Below are 16,483 nucleotides of genomic sequence, written 5' to 3' on the forward strand. Positions count from 1 at the left end.
AAATAAAACTTTTAAAAAATTTATACAAAAATTCAAGTAATAAAAACTTGAATTTTTTTATCTTATTTTGAGCAATAATTTAATGGTTTTTAGACTAGTAAAATTTTAAAAAATCCCTTATTTACTTAGCTAAAATCAATTGTTGTATAGACAAGATATGGGTTTTGTTTAACAAGTGTTTAAAAATGAATTTCTCATAAATATTAAAATAAAAATGAATAATGCAAAATCGAGATATTTTATGCATTATATTCCAATAGAGATAAATTAACTTATTAAAAGAGATGATAAATTATGAAAAAAATATTAACAATGTTAACTAGTTTAGTTGTTGTTGGTGGGTCTACTTTAACTGTGTTAGCATGTAAAACACGTAATAATACAGATATAGTTGTTCAAGCAAATGATAAATGAATGCCAATTTATCAAAAAGCTGCTGATAAAGTCAATAAAAAATTTGAAGAACAAGGATATAAGTGAAGAGTTAAATTAAAACAAATCGATATTTTTGCAGAAAAAGGATTAATTGATTTAAGGGGAGTTAGAGATAAAGGAGTTTCAGATGTCTTTGCTGTTCCTTTAGATCGTTTCCCTCAATATTTAAATCAAAATACTTTAAAAGACTTAACAGAACATATTAAAAAGAGTATAGCTGACGATAAAGAAGCTAGTGAACGTCTTGGATTAAAAGTTGTTGAAAATAAAGCAGGGGTTGATGGAATTCAAATAACTAAAAATGAAAATTCTTGAAAAACAGCTATAGGTACAGATATTAAAGGTAAACGTCAATTTGGAATGATTCCTATGTCAATTGAAAATATGGTTTGAATTTTTAATGAAGACAGATTAGGAATTAAAAAAGAAAAGGGTTCTGATGGTAAAGAATATTCATATTTGGTAGGTTCTGAAGTAGAAAAATTAAATAAAAATGAAACTTTAGAAAAATATGGAGAAAAAGATCCATCTAATGGGAAACTTAAAGATAAGCCAAAAGCAAATATTGAAAACTTGATTAAATTAAATCATGCGCAAACTAATAGCTATAAATTTGCAAACCCTAAAGATGTTGAAAATGTTACGGATATTCATAAAGGTGCACCATTAGCATATATTGATGCAGGTGGTTCTTTCCATGGAGGTATGTTATTAAACTCTATTATAAATAAAAAATCTGATGAAATATCAGCTGAAAAGGATGAAAAATCATCTTTAGGAATGGTTTGAGTTAAAAAAGGTAAACCTATAAACACAACAAACATTGATGATTTTGATTCAATTTGAGAAAATGATAAATTTAAAAATGACTTTGATAAAACAACTGAAACTATAGTTAATTATGTTAAATCATTAGGTGGACACATTAATCAAATTTATGGTGGTGCGGCCGGACAAATTGGTCAAATTTTAGATGATGCTTTAAGAGATGGAACAACTGCAATGACTTTAGTTGGTCCTTGAGAAGTTAGTTCAAAACTTGAAACTATGAAAAAAGCTGTTAAAAACAAGAATGCTAAGTTTGGATTTGCTTCAATTGGAGATATTACTTTTAATGGTGATAGTAAACTAACTGGATTTGCTGGAGGATATGGTTGAGGTATTAAATCATCTATTTCAAACACAAAATTAAAAAATAATAAAGGTGAAGAAATGGATAAAACCTCAGCAGCTCTTGAATTTATAAAAGAAATTTCTAAAAAAGAATATGCTACTGAAATGGCATTTGTTGATGGAAAAATTAGTGCTTATAAAGACGTTGCTGATAATTTAGTTAAAGAATTAAAAGAGGGAATAAATATCCCAGAGTTAAATGAAAAAGGTGTTAAAAAAACAAAAGAAGAATTAGAAGCTGAAAAAGAAAACAGAAAAATAATTGGTCAAGCTTATGAAAGCATTGTTAAAGGTTATGAAAAAACTGGAAAAGATGCCGATGTAGCACCAAGAGCTGATAATGAGTTGTTTGGTATTTATTGAGGAGTTTATGGAACTGCGTTTGGTTCAACTTTTAATAAAAAACAAAATGAAGGAATGAAACAAAAATTCTCAGAAATTTTTAGATCAACTTATAAGAAAGAAAAAGCTCAATACAAATTCCACTAATAATATTAGTTTAATATAATTTAATTAATTAATAATACTACCAATTTTAAAATTGGTAGTTTTTAAAACAGAGGTACAAATGGACTTTCAACAAGCTTTTGGACACAAGACAAATATTAAAAAATACAACGCTTATTTTATTTTAGCTATTTGTTTAGTATTTGTAGTAATGTTAAGTACTGCAATGCTGATTGATTACAGATTAATTGTTGTAAAACAGCAAAATTTATCTAAAGAAGCTTTAAAAAATCCGCATGCTTATTTTTTAAAAACTTGAATGATTAGATATCTTTTAAATGTTGCACTTGTAATTATATTTGCAATTTACACAATATTAGCTATGAATAGAATAACAGTTGGTTATGTTTATATTGGTCTATGGCTTGTTATTTGATTTGGTTTTGCTTTTGGAGAACTAATATTAACTAAAAAAATAACTTATCCAAGCATAATCAGCATTGTTTTATTTGTACTAGTGATTATAAGTTTTTATTTCATAATAAAAGATATTTATGAGCTAAAAAGAAGTTTGCGTTATCAAAAAATGAAAAAAAGAGAATATAGATTTTAGAAAGTGAGGTTAATATGAATCATATAGAGTTTTATAAAAGCTTAAAAACTAAAGAAGAAGTTTTTAATGAATTAAAAAAAGTTAAATACTCTGATTTTGAAAAAGAATTTGAAGAATTAGATCAAACTCAAAAAAATATAGCTAATAGTTCTTATACTTTTTCAAATAAAGAACTTGCAAAGATCTTTTTAGAATTTGCTAAAAATAATATACATAACAATATGTATGCTAAATTAAAAGAAAATTTTGCAATGTATTTAAATAAAACAGCTGATAACAAATTTGTATTTGATATTAAAGCTATTGAACAAAACTTTGTTAATAAAGATGAAGATTATATTCAAGATATGTTTAAAATCAAAGCACGTTTGCAATTAAGCCAAATTATTTATGATGCAAGAAATCAAGAAATTAAAAACTTAAAAACAAAAGCTAATAGTTATTATGTAGCTTATCTAAAGTTTTTAAATGATTTTACTTATAAATACAAAAAGAAATTTATTTCTACTACTTATAAGATTGCAAAAAGAAAAGTACAAGAATTACGTTTATTATTTAGTACTAACGATTATACATTTCATATCAAATCACACAATAAAAACGCAACTACTTTTATAGAGAAAAAAAATGCTGTTAGTCAAAAGATTAAGCAAGAATTAAATGAAATTAAAAATTTAGATCCAATTACAAAAGCTAAAAGAACTAGTGAAATCTATCAACAAGGAATTGAATATAATTATGATTGAGAAGTTGCTAGTTTAAATGCTAAAGCTAAAGAAAAGTTCTTAATTAAAAAACAACAAATAGATTATGATTTTATAGATAAAATTAACAAAGCTAAACAAGATTATGTTGAAATTTTAAAAAATAAAAAGCAACATGATGAATTAACTAAAAAAGTTATTATACAAGCTAATGAAGATTTTAAAACTCAATTAGAATTTGCTACAACAAAAAGTGAAAAGAAAAACCTTAAATTAGAACATAAACAAAATATTAAAGAAATTAAATCAGATAATGCTGTTAAAAAAGCTAAAGATAATTGAAAAAACTTAAAACATAATTACAAAGTTGAAAAAAATAAAAATAGATTAGAATACACTTCAGAAATAGAAAATATTAAAAATAACTTACCAATTGAATATCCTGTTTGAAAACAAGTATTAAGTATTATATTTGGTTGAATTCCAGGAGTAGGTCCACTAATTAATGGTCAATATAAAAAAGCAATAGTGATGTTTTTAACATTACCACTATTTGCTATATTTGGAGCATATGCTTTTGGTATTGGTAATGTTGGAGGTAATGGTTTATTAGGACTAATTGATTTTGGAGCAGATAATCCTGATGGTGATGGACGTTTTTATTTAATTGAAGGAATAATTTCATTAATAATTGCCTTTTGGATTTGTATTAGTATCTTTTCAACGTGAATGGATTCAAAAAATAATGCAAAAAAAATGCGAATAGGTTCACGTGCAAGTACTTTTAGTCAAACTAGAAAATTCTTAAAATCACATGGAATTCCTTATATTTTATCAATTCCAGCAATTATAGGAATTATGTTTATAGTACTAGTTCCAATCATTTCAACTATTTTAATTGCCTTTACTAACTATGGAAAAGGAAACGACCCAGGACGACCAGGACAAATTATTAAATGAGTTGGTTTTGATAACTTTAAATCTATTTTTGGAGGAGAATACTTCCCATCATTTTTATATGTTATAGGTTGAACATTTACTTGAGTTATTGCTACTACTATATCAGTTATTGTTGTTGGTTCATTATTTGCTTTATTAGTAAATAATGAAAGATTAAAAGGAAAACGTATTTTTAGATTAATTTACATTTTACCTTGAGCTGTTCCTGCATTTATTATGATAATGGTGTTTGCTATTTTACTATCAAGTATTGAATTTAATAACTTTACTTATAAATGGATTGGAGTAAGTGGTTGAACTTCTCAACAAACACAAGCCCGTATTTTTTTAATTCTACTTCAAACTTGATTAGGACATTCATATATGTTCTTATTAATTACTGGAGTTTTACAAGGTATATCTAAAGATTTATATGACTCATCAACAATTGATGGAGCATCTAAATGAAAACAATTAACAAGAATTACTTTACCATTAATTCTTACTCAAGTAGCTCCTTTATTAGTTGGACAATTTGTCTTTAACTTTGGTAACTTTGGAATTATTTATCTATTTGGTGCTAACCCACAAGCTTTAAATGCAAAAGGTGAACCTTACCCAGGTCAACCAGGAATTACAGATATTTTAATTTCATTTGTGTTCAAATTATCTACTCACCCTGATAGATATACTTATGGTATTGCTGCTTCATTTATTATTGTTTCATCATTTATTGTTGTTGGTACTTCAGCTAATGGATTTAGAAAAATGAAAGCATTTAAAAACTAAGGAGTAAAGTAGCTATGAAAACAGAAGTAAAACAAAATGTTGATCAAAAAGCTTTAGTATTTTCTAGTTTATTAAAACCTGTAGAAAAATATGACTTTTCTAATTTTAAAAAATCTAATAACTGAAATATTATTAAAACTAAATTATTAGAAGATGAAGCAATTAAAAGCACAAATAAAATAAAAGATTATCAATTATTTATTAAAAGTAATTATATAGTTGGAAACATTGTAGATATTTATAAAAAATTTACAACTGATTCTAAGTTAATTGAAGGTTTATTATTACTATTAGTAGCAAATAGTTTTTCAACATTTAATGATAAAAATAATTTCAATATATCTACTTCTAATAAAACAATGAATCAAATCATCGAAAGCAAGTATGTTGAAAAAGAAATTATTAATGAAATTAATGTTTATGAAAAACAAAGATCTTTAAAAGATTTTGATCACTTTGATTTTAAAAATTTAGAATTATACGAATTTTTAAATAGTTGAAAAAAAATAGATGCTATTATTGTAACTTATTTTAAAAAAATCAATCTTGAAAAATTAGGAAAAATCTTAGCTAGTGAGTTTTTATTAACCTATGAGACTCACAAAGAAGCTATGGACTTTGTTTCATTAAATATTATTCAACATGAACATCTATCAGAAAATTATGCTTTTAATAAAATTAATGATTTATTAGAACAAGCATTTAATGAATTAGTTAATAATAATGTTGAAAACATCACTATTCAAGAAACTATAATTTTAGCTTTAAAAAAATCTTTAACTTATCAAGTTGATACTCATAAAAAAAGTTGATGAGAAAAACTTGTTGAAAATAGAAAATCTAAAGAAAAATTTAGATTGTATTGTAGTGAAGAAATAAATGAAAGACTTGCAAAAGAACTACGTTTATTAACTAATCCTAAAGTTTTAGACAAATCTGAAACTAAAAAAGAAGAACAAAACGAAAAATTTGTTCACTATAACACATTAAAAATTAATAATAAAAGTTACAAAATAGATGCTGAAAGTTTAAAATTTGCTAAGTTAATTTTTAAAGAAAAGGATTTAATCGATTTTCAAGCTAGTTTAAGTGAAACTTATTTTAGATCAAAACATTTAAACTTTAATAAATATTACAATCACTTATACATTATTAAATTATCTAGTTTAGCTTATTTATATGCTTTAAAAAACAAAGATAATAAAATAAACTTTAATAAAGCAAAAGAATTATTTGAATTATTAATTTTAAAAACAGCTTATGAAATTTCAGAATCATTTGCTAAAAAAATTGAAAAAATCATTTTTAAGGAAGAACATTTAGAAAATGAGTTTTTTAAAAAAACAAAAATCGATCAATTAGATCATTATAAAAATTGATCTAAAGTTGTAGCTATTAATATAGCTGTATATAAAGAATTAAATTTAAATACTAAAATTATTCAATCAGCTACAATTTATGAAATTTTAAAAAATGAAATATATGTCTGAGAATCAGTTAAAAAATCAGACTCATTATTAAGTAAAGATTTAGTTAACTACAATGAAATATCACAATATCAAAATGAGTTAATCTTTATTATCGAACAAGAACTTAAAAAAGAAAAAAATAATGCCTATGTTAAATATGTAAGATTTTTAACAGAAACATTTGGAAAACTTTATTTATCAGATAAACCACCACTAAGTATTTATGGAAAAATTGGACTAGCATTTATTTATCTAGTTCTAATTGCATGAGCTTTAATCATAATAGTGCCAATTACTCAAGTTGTTTTACAAGCATTTAACTGGTATTCAGCTAATGAATCAACTTCAACTGCTGGAAAATTAGGAACACTTGGTAGATTTGACTTTAAGAGATTTGCATTCAGTTTTGCTAACTTTAGTTATTTATTTGAACGTACCTTCTTTGGATATTGGTTATTAAACTCACTAGTTATTGCAACTATTACTATGATTTTTATGGTATTAATCACAGCTATGGTTGGATATGCTTTTTCAAGATTTAGATTCAAAGGAAAAAGAATTAGTTTAATGACTGTTATGTTAATTCAAATGATCCCTACTGTTTCAAGTTTCATTGTGTTTTATGTAATGTTCCAATTATTACAAGAAACCGTTCATATTACTGGTCAAATCATGTTAATTCTAATTTATGTTGGTGGAGGTATTCCTGGAAATGTCTTTGTTTTAAAAGGATATTTAGATAATATTTCAACTGACATTGATGATGCTGCAAAAATAGATGGATGTAGTATTTGACAGGTGTTTACTAAAATTATCTTCCCACTAGCAAAACCAATGCTTTCAGTTATTGCTTTATGATCATTTATAGGACCATTTGGTGATGTTTTATTACCACAATTACTATTAGATAATCAAAGAGACTGAACAATGGCTACTGGATTAAACAGCTTATTAAATAGATCTGGAGAAATTGCACAAGGAGCATTTGCAGCGGGTTCATTACTTGTTGCAGTTCCTATTAGTACATTATTTATCATGTTACAAGGAAATATTACAGGTGGATTATCTGGAGGAGTAAAAGGTTAGTATGAAAGTTGAATTAAGAAATATATCAAAAAAATATGAAGGTAACTCATTTTATACATTAGAAAATATTGATTTAACAATTAATGATAATGACTTTTGTGTAATTCTAGGTCCATCTGGATGTGGTAAAACTACGTTATTGAGAATCATAGCTGGATTAAACTCAATCACTAAAGGTGATCTATTATTTGATGGAGTTAAAGTTAATAACCTTTTACCAAAAGATCGTGATATTGCTATGGTTTTTCAAAGTTATGCTTTATATCCTCACTATAATGTTTATAAGAACTTAGCTTTTGGTTTAGAAATGAAAAAAGAAAAAAAAGAAATCATTAATCATAGAGTTAGAGGAGCTGCTAAGTTATTAAATATTGAAAAATATTTATTTAAAAAACCAAAAGAATTATCTGGAGGTCAACAACAACGTGTAGCTTTAGGAAGAGCAATTGTTAGAAAACCTAAATTGTTCTTAATGGATGAACCTTTATCAAATCTAGATGCAAAGCTAAGAGAATCAATGAGAACTGAATTAGTTTCAATTCATAGAATTTTAGGAACTACAACAATTTATGTTACTCATGATCAATTAGAAGCTATGACAATGGCTACTAAAATTGTTTTAATGAATAATCAAGTTATTCAGCAAGTAGGAAAACCAGAAGAATTTTATAATAAACCAAACAACTTATTTGTTGCTAAGTTCATTGGAACTCCTACAATGAACATTTTAGAAGGTAAGCTTGAAAACAATTACTTTATTTCAAATATTAATAATTACAAAGTTAAATTATCTGATGAAGAATTAGAATTAATTAAAAAAGAAGAAGCAACAAAACTATATTTAGGTATTAGAAGCGAAGATGCTCAGCTAGTTAAAATAACCGATAAAACTGCAAATATAATTGCTAGTGTAATTAATACTGAACTATTAGGAATGAATAAACAAATAACTTGTGAGCTAACTCCAAATAATAACTTTGTAATTACTACTTCAAAAGATAATAACGTAAAAATTGATGACAAAGTCGGTATTAAAATTCATAAATATCACTTATTTAATGGAATTACAGAAAACCGTATTGGTTAAATAATCACTATATATTAGATTTACTTTTATAAAAAATAGACACAGTTCATTATTTAATAATGTGTCTATTTTTATTGATAATAAGATAGAACCGCTACCCTAAAAAAATACAATAAAATAATCCACTAATTATTGATTGGTGTACAAGTTAAATACTTGTAGATATTTCAATAAACAGTGGGTTTTTTAATATATTTGTTGTGGTACTTAAAAATGTAAATATATTTTAAAAATAAACATATGTTTATATTACCCCACTTAAAGTTAACACTAACTTTGGTGGTTTTTTAAGTTTAATGGGTTTATTATTAAATTTCTATAAGTGTTTTAATTAACTGAAAATATTTGGGTTTATACCTTTATATAGTGTTTTTTATATCAGGGTATATACCTTGATATATCTTTTATAAGTTATTTACATAGAAAGAAAAATATAATATGATAAAAAAATTAGATATAAATAATAATGAACAAGAAACATTATTTAATAACTTGAAAAATAACAGTACAAGCTGTTATATTTTTGGTTTACCTGGAGTTGGTAAAACCTATTTTGTTAATAATTTAGTTAATCAAATGAAATTAGAATTTAATAATAATAATAAAGACTTTTGAAAAAAAACTGAATCATTGGATGTAGAATTTATTAATTTAGCTGAATTAGTTGAAAAAATTAAAAACTCTTGAAACTCAAAATTCACTGATTCAAAAGAAGTGTTACAAAATCAAATTAGAAGATTGATTACTTGTAAAGTTTTAGTTATTGATGATTTAGGAGTAGAAACTTTAAGTCAAGGAGTATATCCTTATATTTTTGAATTATTTGACAAAAGATATGACTTATTTACAAAAAAAGAATTAATAACTATTATAACTTCTAATTATTCACCAGAAAACTTAAAAAAATACTATAATAAAAAACTAGATGTAGTAAATGTTGAACGACTACTATCTAGGGTTTTTGGTTTACTTAATTATAATTTTATTAACTTTATCGGTACAGATAAAAGAAATAAAACATTAACTCAACCAATTAACCAAACTATTAAATCAAACACAAATATTGATAATATTAACAACAAAAACAAAACAACTAATTCATATATTAATTATGGAGTAATGAAAAATGACTTCTTTTCAAACATATTAAAATCACTAAAAAATGATAAATCACCTTATAAAAACGAAAAAATGTGAATTTTGAATTTACAAAACCAACAATATAAAGATGGTGACTTTTTAGTTAAAGGTTTAATTATACCAAGAAGTAGTATGGTTGAAACTAAAACTAGAACTGGATATCATATTTCTAATCCAGATAATACTAAAACAGTGTATGTATTACATAATTGAATTTATGATAAAGATAGTACAAAAGACTTTGTTTTAGTTGCAATACCTGAAAAGGTAAATAGTAATAACTTTAAAACATATTTAAGAACTAAAGGAAAAGGAAAATGTAAATTCTCAGATGCTAAAAAAACATTTTTACATCTTTTAGGTGTTGCTGCTTGTTGATTTAAACAGTTTAAAGAAAAATTAGAAAATATAAGTTCAGGTTTTGATTGAATTTTTGAAAAAACTAATAACTTAACAAATAAATTTAAACAACAGTTATTTAATAACTCATCTAATTTTGTTTTAAATACAGTTGGTTATAATCAAAATATCGAAGTTAAACCACAAGTCGAACCAGATAAAAAAGTTATAAAATATGAATATTTATCAAAAGAAATAGAAAATGTTTCTAATACATCTGAAAAAATAATTAATGATAAAACATTAACACAAATTAAAGATATCCAAAAATCTACTTCAGATGATGATAATTTAATCATTAAAACATATCATAAAAATGATATTGTAGATTTAAACGATGAAATTTTATTAAAAGCTATTCAACAATTTTTTGAAATTCCATCAAATAGTCTTGAAACAACCAAAATTCTAGTAGAAGATACACTAGACTTATGAGAACTGGAAGTAAAAATAAAAGATATTGCAGAGTTTTTACCTAGTTCTGTAAAACTTATAGATTAATCTACTCTTTATATTTTAGAAAATTAATATTTTATACCTAATTTACAAAAAATGTATTCTTATTTGTATTTAGGTCTTTTTGCTATACTCAACTTTTGATTTTTTTAGATTTTAATACTTTTAAAACATAAAAAACTAATAAATTTAACAATTTTTAATTTTAGTTTTACTCAGAATTAATTTTTTTAGTAAAAACTAAATTTTTAACTATAAATTTTTGGTATTTCCAATATAAGAATAATAATATAAGAATAATAATATAAGAATAATAATATAAGAATAATAATATAAAAAATAATACTAATATTTTTATATTAATATAATAGGTTTTTTCTTTTGCTTTTTTGTTTTCTTCAGGTTTTGTTTTTAATAATTCATTCTTTTTTCATCTTTATCTTGAAATAATTTAATTTCTATGATAATATATCAATATATATTTATATTTTTAAGTACCACAACTCAACCAATAATATATTAAAAAGCATTATTTATAAGTAATGCCTTTTTGTCTTGCTTATAACAACCACTTAAAACCTGGTTGTTTTTTGTTTATTGACTTAATTTAAACCCAATACAACAGAAAGGGCTAACATATGAAAAAAATAGACTTCATTAGAAATGTTAAAGACAATTTAGATACAAATTACACCAACACTGAGCTTTGCCAAATATATGACACAATTGTTGACTCAATAAAATTACAAATTGCAGAAAATGGTGTTTTTAAAATCAATGGTTTAGGAAAATTTGTTCTAAAAACAGTTCCAGAAAGTCAAGGATTTAATTCAATAACTCGTGAACCTTTAACAATTCCAAAATACAAAACAATTAAGTTTAAAATATTTAAATCATTTAAAAAAGAACTTAATTAATATAGATTGGTATATCAAGGTATATACCTTAGACAAAAAGGGGGTATGCTCCTGCTTACTAAATTTTTTAATTTATTATTTTTCATAATCCCATTTTCTACAAATCAAACATTTAACTATCAGTTTGTTAATAATCAACAAGTTAATATTAAAAGTAATGTTAAAAACCAATTAGTTACTAAAGAACCCCAACTTACTTATTTTGAATTTAATAAACAATCTCCTATTGAATTAAATTCATTTAATCAAGATCCATATGATATTCAACTAAAAAATAATGACAAACAAAGCAAGTTTGGAATTATTACTAAAACAGCTATTTTGTCATTAAATTCTTATTTAGAAAAATCAATAAAAATACCAAAAGACACATCTTATATTAAATTATCTGAAACAGATTTTGCTTTTACAAGCAAATGAATTTCTTATAACAAAAAAACAGATTTGTCTGTTGGATTATATTTATTAAGATACCCAAACTTAACAAAAAGCATTGAATATCAATTAACTTATATAACTAATAACAGAAAGTTATTTAATTCTTCTTTTATAAATCTTGATTTTATTAGTAATCAAAACTACAAAAATTCAAATACTATAAGAGACTTTAAACAAACTTATCAATTTAAACATTTAAAGGAATATACAGATAGTAAAAACATAAATATAATTGCTGATTATGATTATACAAAAATAGTTGATTATTGAAATTTATATAGTAAATCTCAATTTAAACCAAGTAAGAGTTATATTGATTTAAATCAATTTACATTTAATCTTACAACTTATTTAACTTCCAATAAAAGCCATTTGAAAAAACTAATTGATAAAGACATTAAAACTAAACTTAAAACAAAAATTTCAATCAATTTTGATAACACAAAAGATTATCAAATTGAAATTTTAGATAATAGTAGTTTGTCTTATAAATTAAATGATAATTCATTTAATAAATTAAAATTTTCTACTAAATCAGGTTTTACAGGACAACTCATTATTAAATCTCACCCAAATTCAAATATTTTAATTGGTAGCACAAAATTTGACATAAAAATTTTAAGTAATTCAATTTCTACTAATTTGAGTAAATGATTAATTGGTTTGACCATTACTAGTTTAGTTTTACTAATACTTATATCATTTATTATTTTTTCAAAAAATAAAATTCTAAGAAAAACATTTAAACAACAGAAAGGATTTAATTATGAATACAAAAACAAATAAAAAAACAAATTATAAAACTGAAAAAATCGAATGTTTAGAAAAACCAATTAAAAGAATTTTTATTTCTGGTAGTGCTGATAAATATGATGGTTTTAAAAATGAAAATGATGCCAAATTATTTCTTCATACACTAGCATACAAGTTAGCAGAAAATAACTATCACATAGTTAATGGAAATGGTAAAGGAGTTGGAGATTTTTTACTTTCTGGAGTAACTGAATACTGTTTAAAAAATAATAAACAAATCTCAGATTATTTAACTATTATGTCATTTCCACAAAATAATATTTCAAAAGTAAATATAAAAGAACTTTATATGAAAAATAGAGAACAAATGGTAGAAAAATGTGATACTGCTGTTTTTGTTTTTGGAAATAAAAATAACAATATTGCAGAAGGAATGATGCAAGAATATGACTTAACAAAACAAAAAGGATTGAGTTTACTTCCTATAAAATTCACAGGTGGTAGTTCAGAGAAAATTTTTGAATTAGAATATCCAGACAATACTGAAATAGTTAAAAAAGCATTTAGCCTAATCAATGATAACTCTACTGATGATGTAAACAAACTAGTAGAAAACATTTTAGAAGCAATTAAATTATTGCAAATCTAAAATCACTGTCCAAATTCATTAGATTTATATCAAATAAAATCTAACAAATAAAAAAAGTATATTAAGTTATACACCTTGATATACCTATAGAAAGGATATTTATGTCAGAAAATATTAAACAAGCTATTTATAATTTTGATGAAACCGAATGTCTACAAATTGGGTATTTCACAAATGAAGCTGGCGAAATTCAAATCCAACATATGCCGATAACCATTAAAAAAGCACCAAAAGACTTACCTAAAGAAATTACAAGCTTATCTTTTGCTTTTAAAGGAAATAAAAACGAATTTGTTGATGGAATTCAATACTGAGATACATCAAACATTACCAATATGAGTTGAACTTTTAATAATGCTACTAAATTTAACCAAGATATTTCAATGTGAAATACTTCTAACGTTAAATTTATGAGCTTTATGTTTTATGGAGCAGAAAATTTTAACCAAGATATTTCAATGTGAAATACTTCTAATGCAACAAATATGTCAAATATGTTTTTCAATGCAAAAAACTTCAATCAACCCATTGGTAACTGAGATACTTCAAATGTAACAAATATGGCAGGTATGTTTTCTAGTGCTTATAGTTTTAACCAAGATATTTCAATGTGACACGTCTCTAATGTAACTGATATGAGTTATATGTTTTATGGAGCAGAAAATTTTAACCAAGATATTTCAATGTGAAATACTTCTAAAGTTAAATATATGAGTTTTATGTTTTATAATGCTACTTCATTTAACCAAGATTTATCTAAATGAGATACATCTAATGTAAATGCATTTGGACAAAATATTGGTGCTTCTAACCCCAACTGAAAACCAGAACACCAACCCCAATTTAACAAATAAAGGTATATCAAGTTATACACCTTGATATACCTAGAAAGGAAAATAAAAATTGAACATTAATAACATACAATTAAATTTTAATGCAGTTGGTGGTTCGATTAATGATTTAAAAACACCATTGAAATTAGCAGATGTTTTTAATAAACAAATGCAAACTATCTTAAATATAGTTTATCCAACAATAGCGGGTATTTTATTTCTTGCTATAATTATTCCCACTTTGTATTTTTACATAGGAAGAATTTTTAATCCCAAAATTCAAAAGAGTGTTTTATTGCAAAATTGAACTCATTTAGCAGGTTCAATTCTACTTTTAGTTATAGTTTATGCAGTTTTAACTTCAATTAATAAACTTTTAATAGAACCACAAACATTAAAACTAAAAGAACAAATTGAAGATAATACAATTGAACCTGGAACCCAATTTACCAGTGCTATACAACTGTTTACCTTTGTTATTGCAAATATTGCATTAACAATAATTATTGGTGTAGCACAACTTTCAATTTTAATTACTTATATAATATGACTTGTTAAAAAATCAAGTGGTAAAGATACAGATTTAGCAAACTTTTCAAAAGCATTATTTATAATGATTGGAGTTTTAGTACTAATGATTTTTGTGTATGTGGTTGCAAATATTGCTTTCAATCAATATTTAGTTTCAATATTTCAAAAACTAGCAGAAGCTGAATCATAATTGGTAAACACAAACAAGGCATATAGGTTTTTATCTTATATGCTTTTTTAAATAAGTATATCTAGGTATACACCTTGATATACCTTACATCACTTAATAACTAGAAAGGACATATAACTATTGAAAAAATTATTAATATTACTTTCCACAATAACTTTATCAGTACCATTAACTACCTTAATTATATCTTGTAGTGTTTGAAAACCTACTTCTTGAAGTTCCCCTAACCACAAAGAATTATCTGGTGATGAATTAAAAACTTCTATTGTGACCATCTGAAATAATTATTATAAAAACAAAATTAATTTAAATAAAACTTATGAAACTATTATCAAAAATTTTCAATTATTTTTAGAAAGTTTAGAGTTTGATTTAAAAATAATTCTAAATGATTTAAAACAATCCAAGAAGCTATTCAGATTTGCTAATGAACAACTAAAACTAAAGGTTGATGTGAATTCAAAAAAAGATTTGTTTAGTTTAGAACTAGAATTAGGTAAACCTAAATATGAAAAAATATCAATTAATGTAAAAAATAATCTAAGTTTAGAAAGTATTCAAAAATATTTAAAAGATACGTTTGGTTATACTGACCAAAATATAAATGAAGTAGATATAAAATTAGAACAACTTACAATTATTGGTAAATATTCTAATAATAAACAAAAACTACACAAATTTAATTTAAAAAACCCTTTAGATTTAAAAGAAAACAAATTTGATGAAAAATTAGTTAATATAGCTGGTGAATATGCAAAAGAACATCTTAAAGAAGATACATATAAAAACTTTGATTTAGTTGAATGTTTAATATCACTCACATCCAATTCAATTAATTCACCAATTCAACTAAATCATCTTGCAACCATTAAACTGAACCCAATAGTTATAGAACCTAAACATATTTCACCACCAATATCAGAAACACAACACGACACATCTATGCAATAGATAATCCAACTAAAGTTGTCAAAATAGGTTGAAAAACTCTTGATGATGGTACAGTTCAAATTAAACCATTTAGACCATCCACAACTGAAGTTCCAAAAGAATTAATATCTGAAATTACAAGTTTAAAAGGAGCATTTGATGGACTTAAAAGCAAAATTGTAACTAACCTTGATAAATGAAATACATCAAACATTACTGATGTGTCAGGTATGTTCAAAGGTGCAAAAACATTTAGCCAACCACTAAACAACTGAAACAAATCAAATGTAACTAATATGGCAGGTATGTTTTTAGGAGCAGAAAGCTTCAACCAACCCATTGGTAACTGAAACACATCAAAAGTAGTAAATAAACATAACCAAAATATAGGTTTTGTTAATCCTAACTGAAAACCAGAACACTGACCTAAATTTAATAAATAAAAAAATATTTCAAGATATCAAGTTATACACTTTGATATACCTATAGAAAGGATATTTATGGA

At 24.1% G+C, this 16,483-nt stretch carries 14 protein-coding genes; 13 read left to right on the forward strand and 1 reads right to left on the reverse strand.

Annotated features, from left to right (window positions below; genetic code table 4):
- Nucleotides 1-294: 294 nt before the first annotated feature.
- From V2P32_RS00825 to V2P32_RS00880, 12 genes are all read left to right on the forward strand, one after another.
- Nucleotides 295-2,097, forward strand: coding sequence for a lipoprotein (locus V2P32_RS00825; RefSeq protein ID WP_434343701.1), 1,803 nt, complete (start codon nucleotides 295-297; stop codon nucleotides 2,095-2,097).
- A gap of 79 nt (nucleotides 2,098-2,176) precedes the next feature.
- Complete coding sequence (locus V2P32_RS00830) at nucleotides 2,177-2,668, forward strand: hypothetical protein (RefSeq protein ID WP_434343702.1); 492 nt, start codon at nucleotides 2,177-2,179, stop codon at nucleotides 2,666-2,668.
- A 14-nt stretch (nucleotides 2,669-2,682) separates the two neighbouring features.
- On the forward strand, nucleotides 2,683-5,100 hold the full coding sequence (locus V2P32_RS00835) for an ABC transporter permease subunit (RefSeq protein ID WP_434343703.1): 2,418 nt from the start codon (nucleotides 2,683-2,685) through the stop codon (nucleotides 5,098-5,100).
- A 14-nt stretch (nucleotides 5,101-5,114) separates the two neighbouring features.
- Nucleotides 5,115-7,655, forward strand: a complete 2,541-nt coding sequence (locus V2P32_RS00840; RefSeq protein WP_434343704.1) for a sugar ABC transporter permease — start codon at nucleotides 5,115-5,117, stop codon at nucleotides 7,653-7,655.
- A 1-nt stretch (nucleotide 7,656) separates the two neighbouring features.
- Complete coding sequence (locus V2P32_RS00845; protein ID WP_434343705.1) at nucleotides 7,657-8,742, forward strand: ABC transporter ATP-binding protein; 1,086 nt, start codon at nucleotides 7,657-7,659, stop codon at nucleotides 8,740-8,742.
- Between the two features lie 438 nt (nucleotides 8,743-9,180).
- Complete coding sequence (locus V2P32_RS00850; protein ID WP_434343706.1) at nucleotides 9,181-10,782, forward strand: ATP-binding protein; 1,602 nt, start codon at nucleotides 9,181-9,183, stop codon at nucleotides 10,780-10,782.
- A gap of 593 nt (nucleotides 10,783-11,375) precedes the next feature.
- On the forward strand, nucleotides 11,376-11,654 hold the full coding sequence (locus V2P32_RS00855) for an HU family DNA-binding protein (protein ID WP_434343464.1): 279 nt from the start codon (nucleotides 11,376-11,378) through the stop codon (nucleotides 11,652-11,654).
- 45 nt (nucleotides 11,655-11,699) lie between these two features.
- Nucleotides 11,700-12,878 carry a hypothetical protein gene (locus V2P32_RS00860; protein ID WP_434343707.1) on the forward strand — a complete coding sequence of 393 codons (1,179 nt, stop codon included), beginning with the start codon at nucleotides 11,700-11,702 and terminating at the stop codon, nucleotides 12,876-12,878.
- Nucleotides 12,859-13,494, forward strand: coding sequence for a hypothetical protein (locus V2P32_RS00865; protein ID WP_434343462.1), 636 nt, complete (start codon nucleotides 12,859-12,861; stop codon nucleotides 13,492-13,494). The genes V2P32_RS00860 and V2P32_RS00865 overlap by 20 nt, the downstream gene beginning before the upstream one ends.
- Before the next feature lie 101 nt (nucleotides 13,495-13,595).
- Nucleotides 13,596-14,348 (forward strand): BspA family leucine-rich repeat surface protein, encoded by a 753-nt coding sequence (locus V2P32_RS00870; protein ID WP_434343708.1) that lies wholly within the window; start codon nucleotides 13,596-13,598, stop codon nucleotides 14,346-14,348.
- Nucleotides 14,349-14,397: 49 nt separating this feature from the next.
- Nucleotides 14,398-15,048 carry a hypothetical protein gene (locus V2P32_RS00875; protein WP_011387063.1) on the forward strand — a complete coding sequence of 217 codons (651 nt, stop codon included), beginning with the start codon at nucleotides 14,398-14,400 and terminating at the stop codon, nucleotides 15,046-15,048.
- A 120-nt stretch (nucleotides 15,049-15,168) separates the two neighbouring features.
- Nucleotides 15,169-15,999, forward strand: coding sequence for a hypothetical protein (locus tag V2P32_RS00880; protein WP_434343709.1), 831 nt, complete (start codon nucleotides 15,169-15,171; stop codon nucleotides 15,997-15,999).
- Here the strand turns inward: V2P32_RS00880 and V2P32_RS00885 are convergent.
- Nucleotides 15,989-16,216, reverse strand: coding sequence for a hypothetical protein (locus tag V2P32_RS00885; protein ID WP_434324693.1), 228 nt, complete (start codon nucleotides 16,214-16,216; stop codon nucleotides 15,989-15,991). The two genes, V2P32_RS00880 and V2P32_RS00885, sit on opposite strands and share 11 nt — an antisense overlap.
- On the opposite strand from V2P32_RS00885, the gene V2P32_RS00890 reads away from it, so the two are divergent.
- Entirely contained in the window at nucleotides 16,209-16,421 is a 213-nt protein-coding gene (locus tag V2P32_RS00890; protein ID WP_434343710.1) for a BspA family leucine-rich repeat surface protein, read from the forward strand. The genes V2P32_RS00885 and V2P32_RS00890 overlap by 8 nt on opposite strands.
- The last annotated feature ends 62 nt before the right edge of the window (nucleotides 16,422-16,483 follow it).

Origin of the sequence: Mycoplasma sp. 06067-C1-B144P-99-0482-3 (assembly GCF_051053925.1) — a bacterium.
In the GTDB taxonomy this organism is placed as follows: Bacteria; Bacillota_I; Bacilli_A; order Mycoplasmatales; family Mycoplasmataceae; genus Mycoplasma; species Mycoplasma leachii.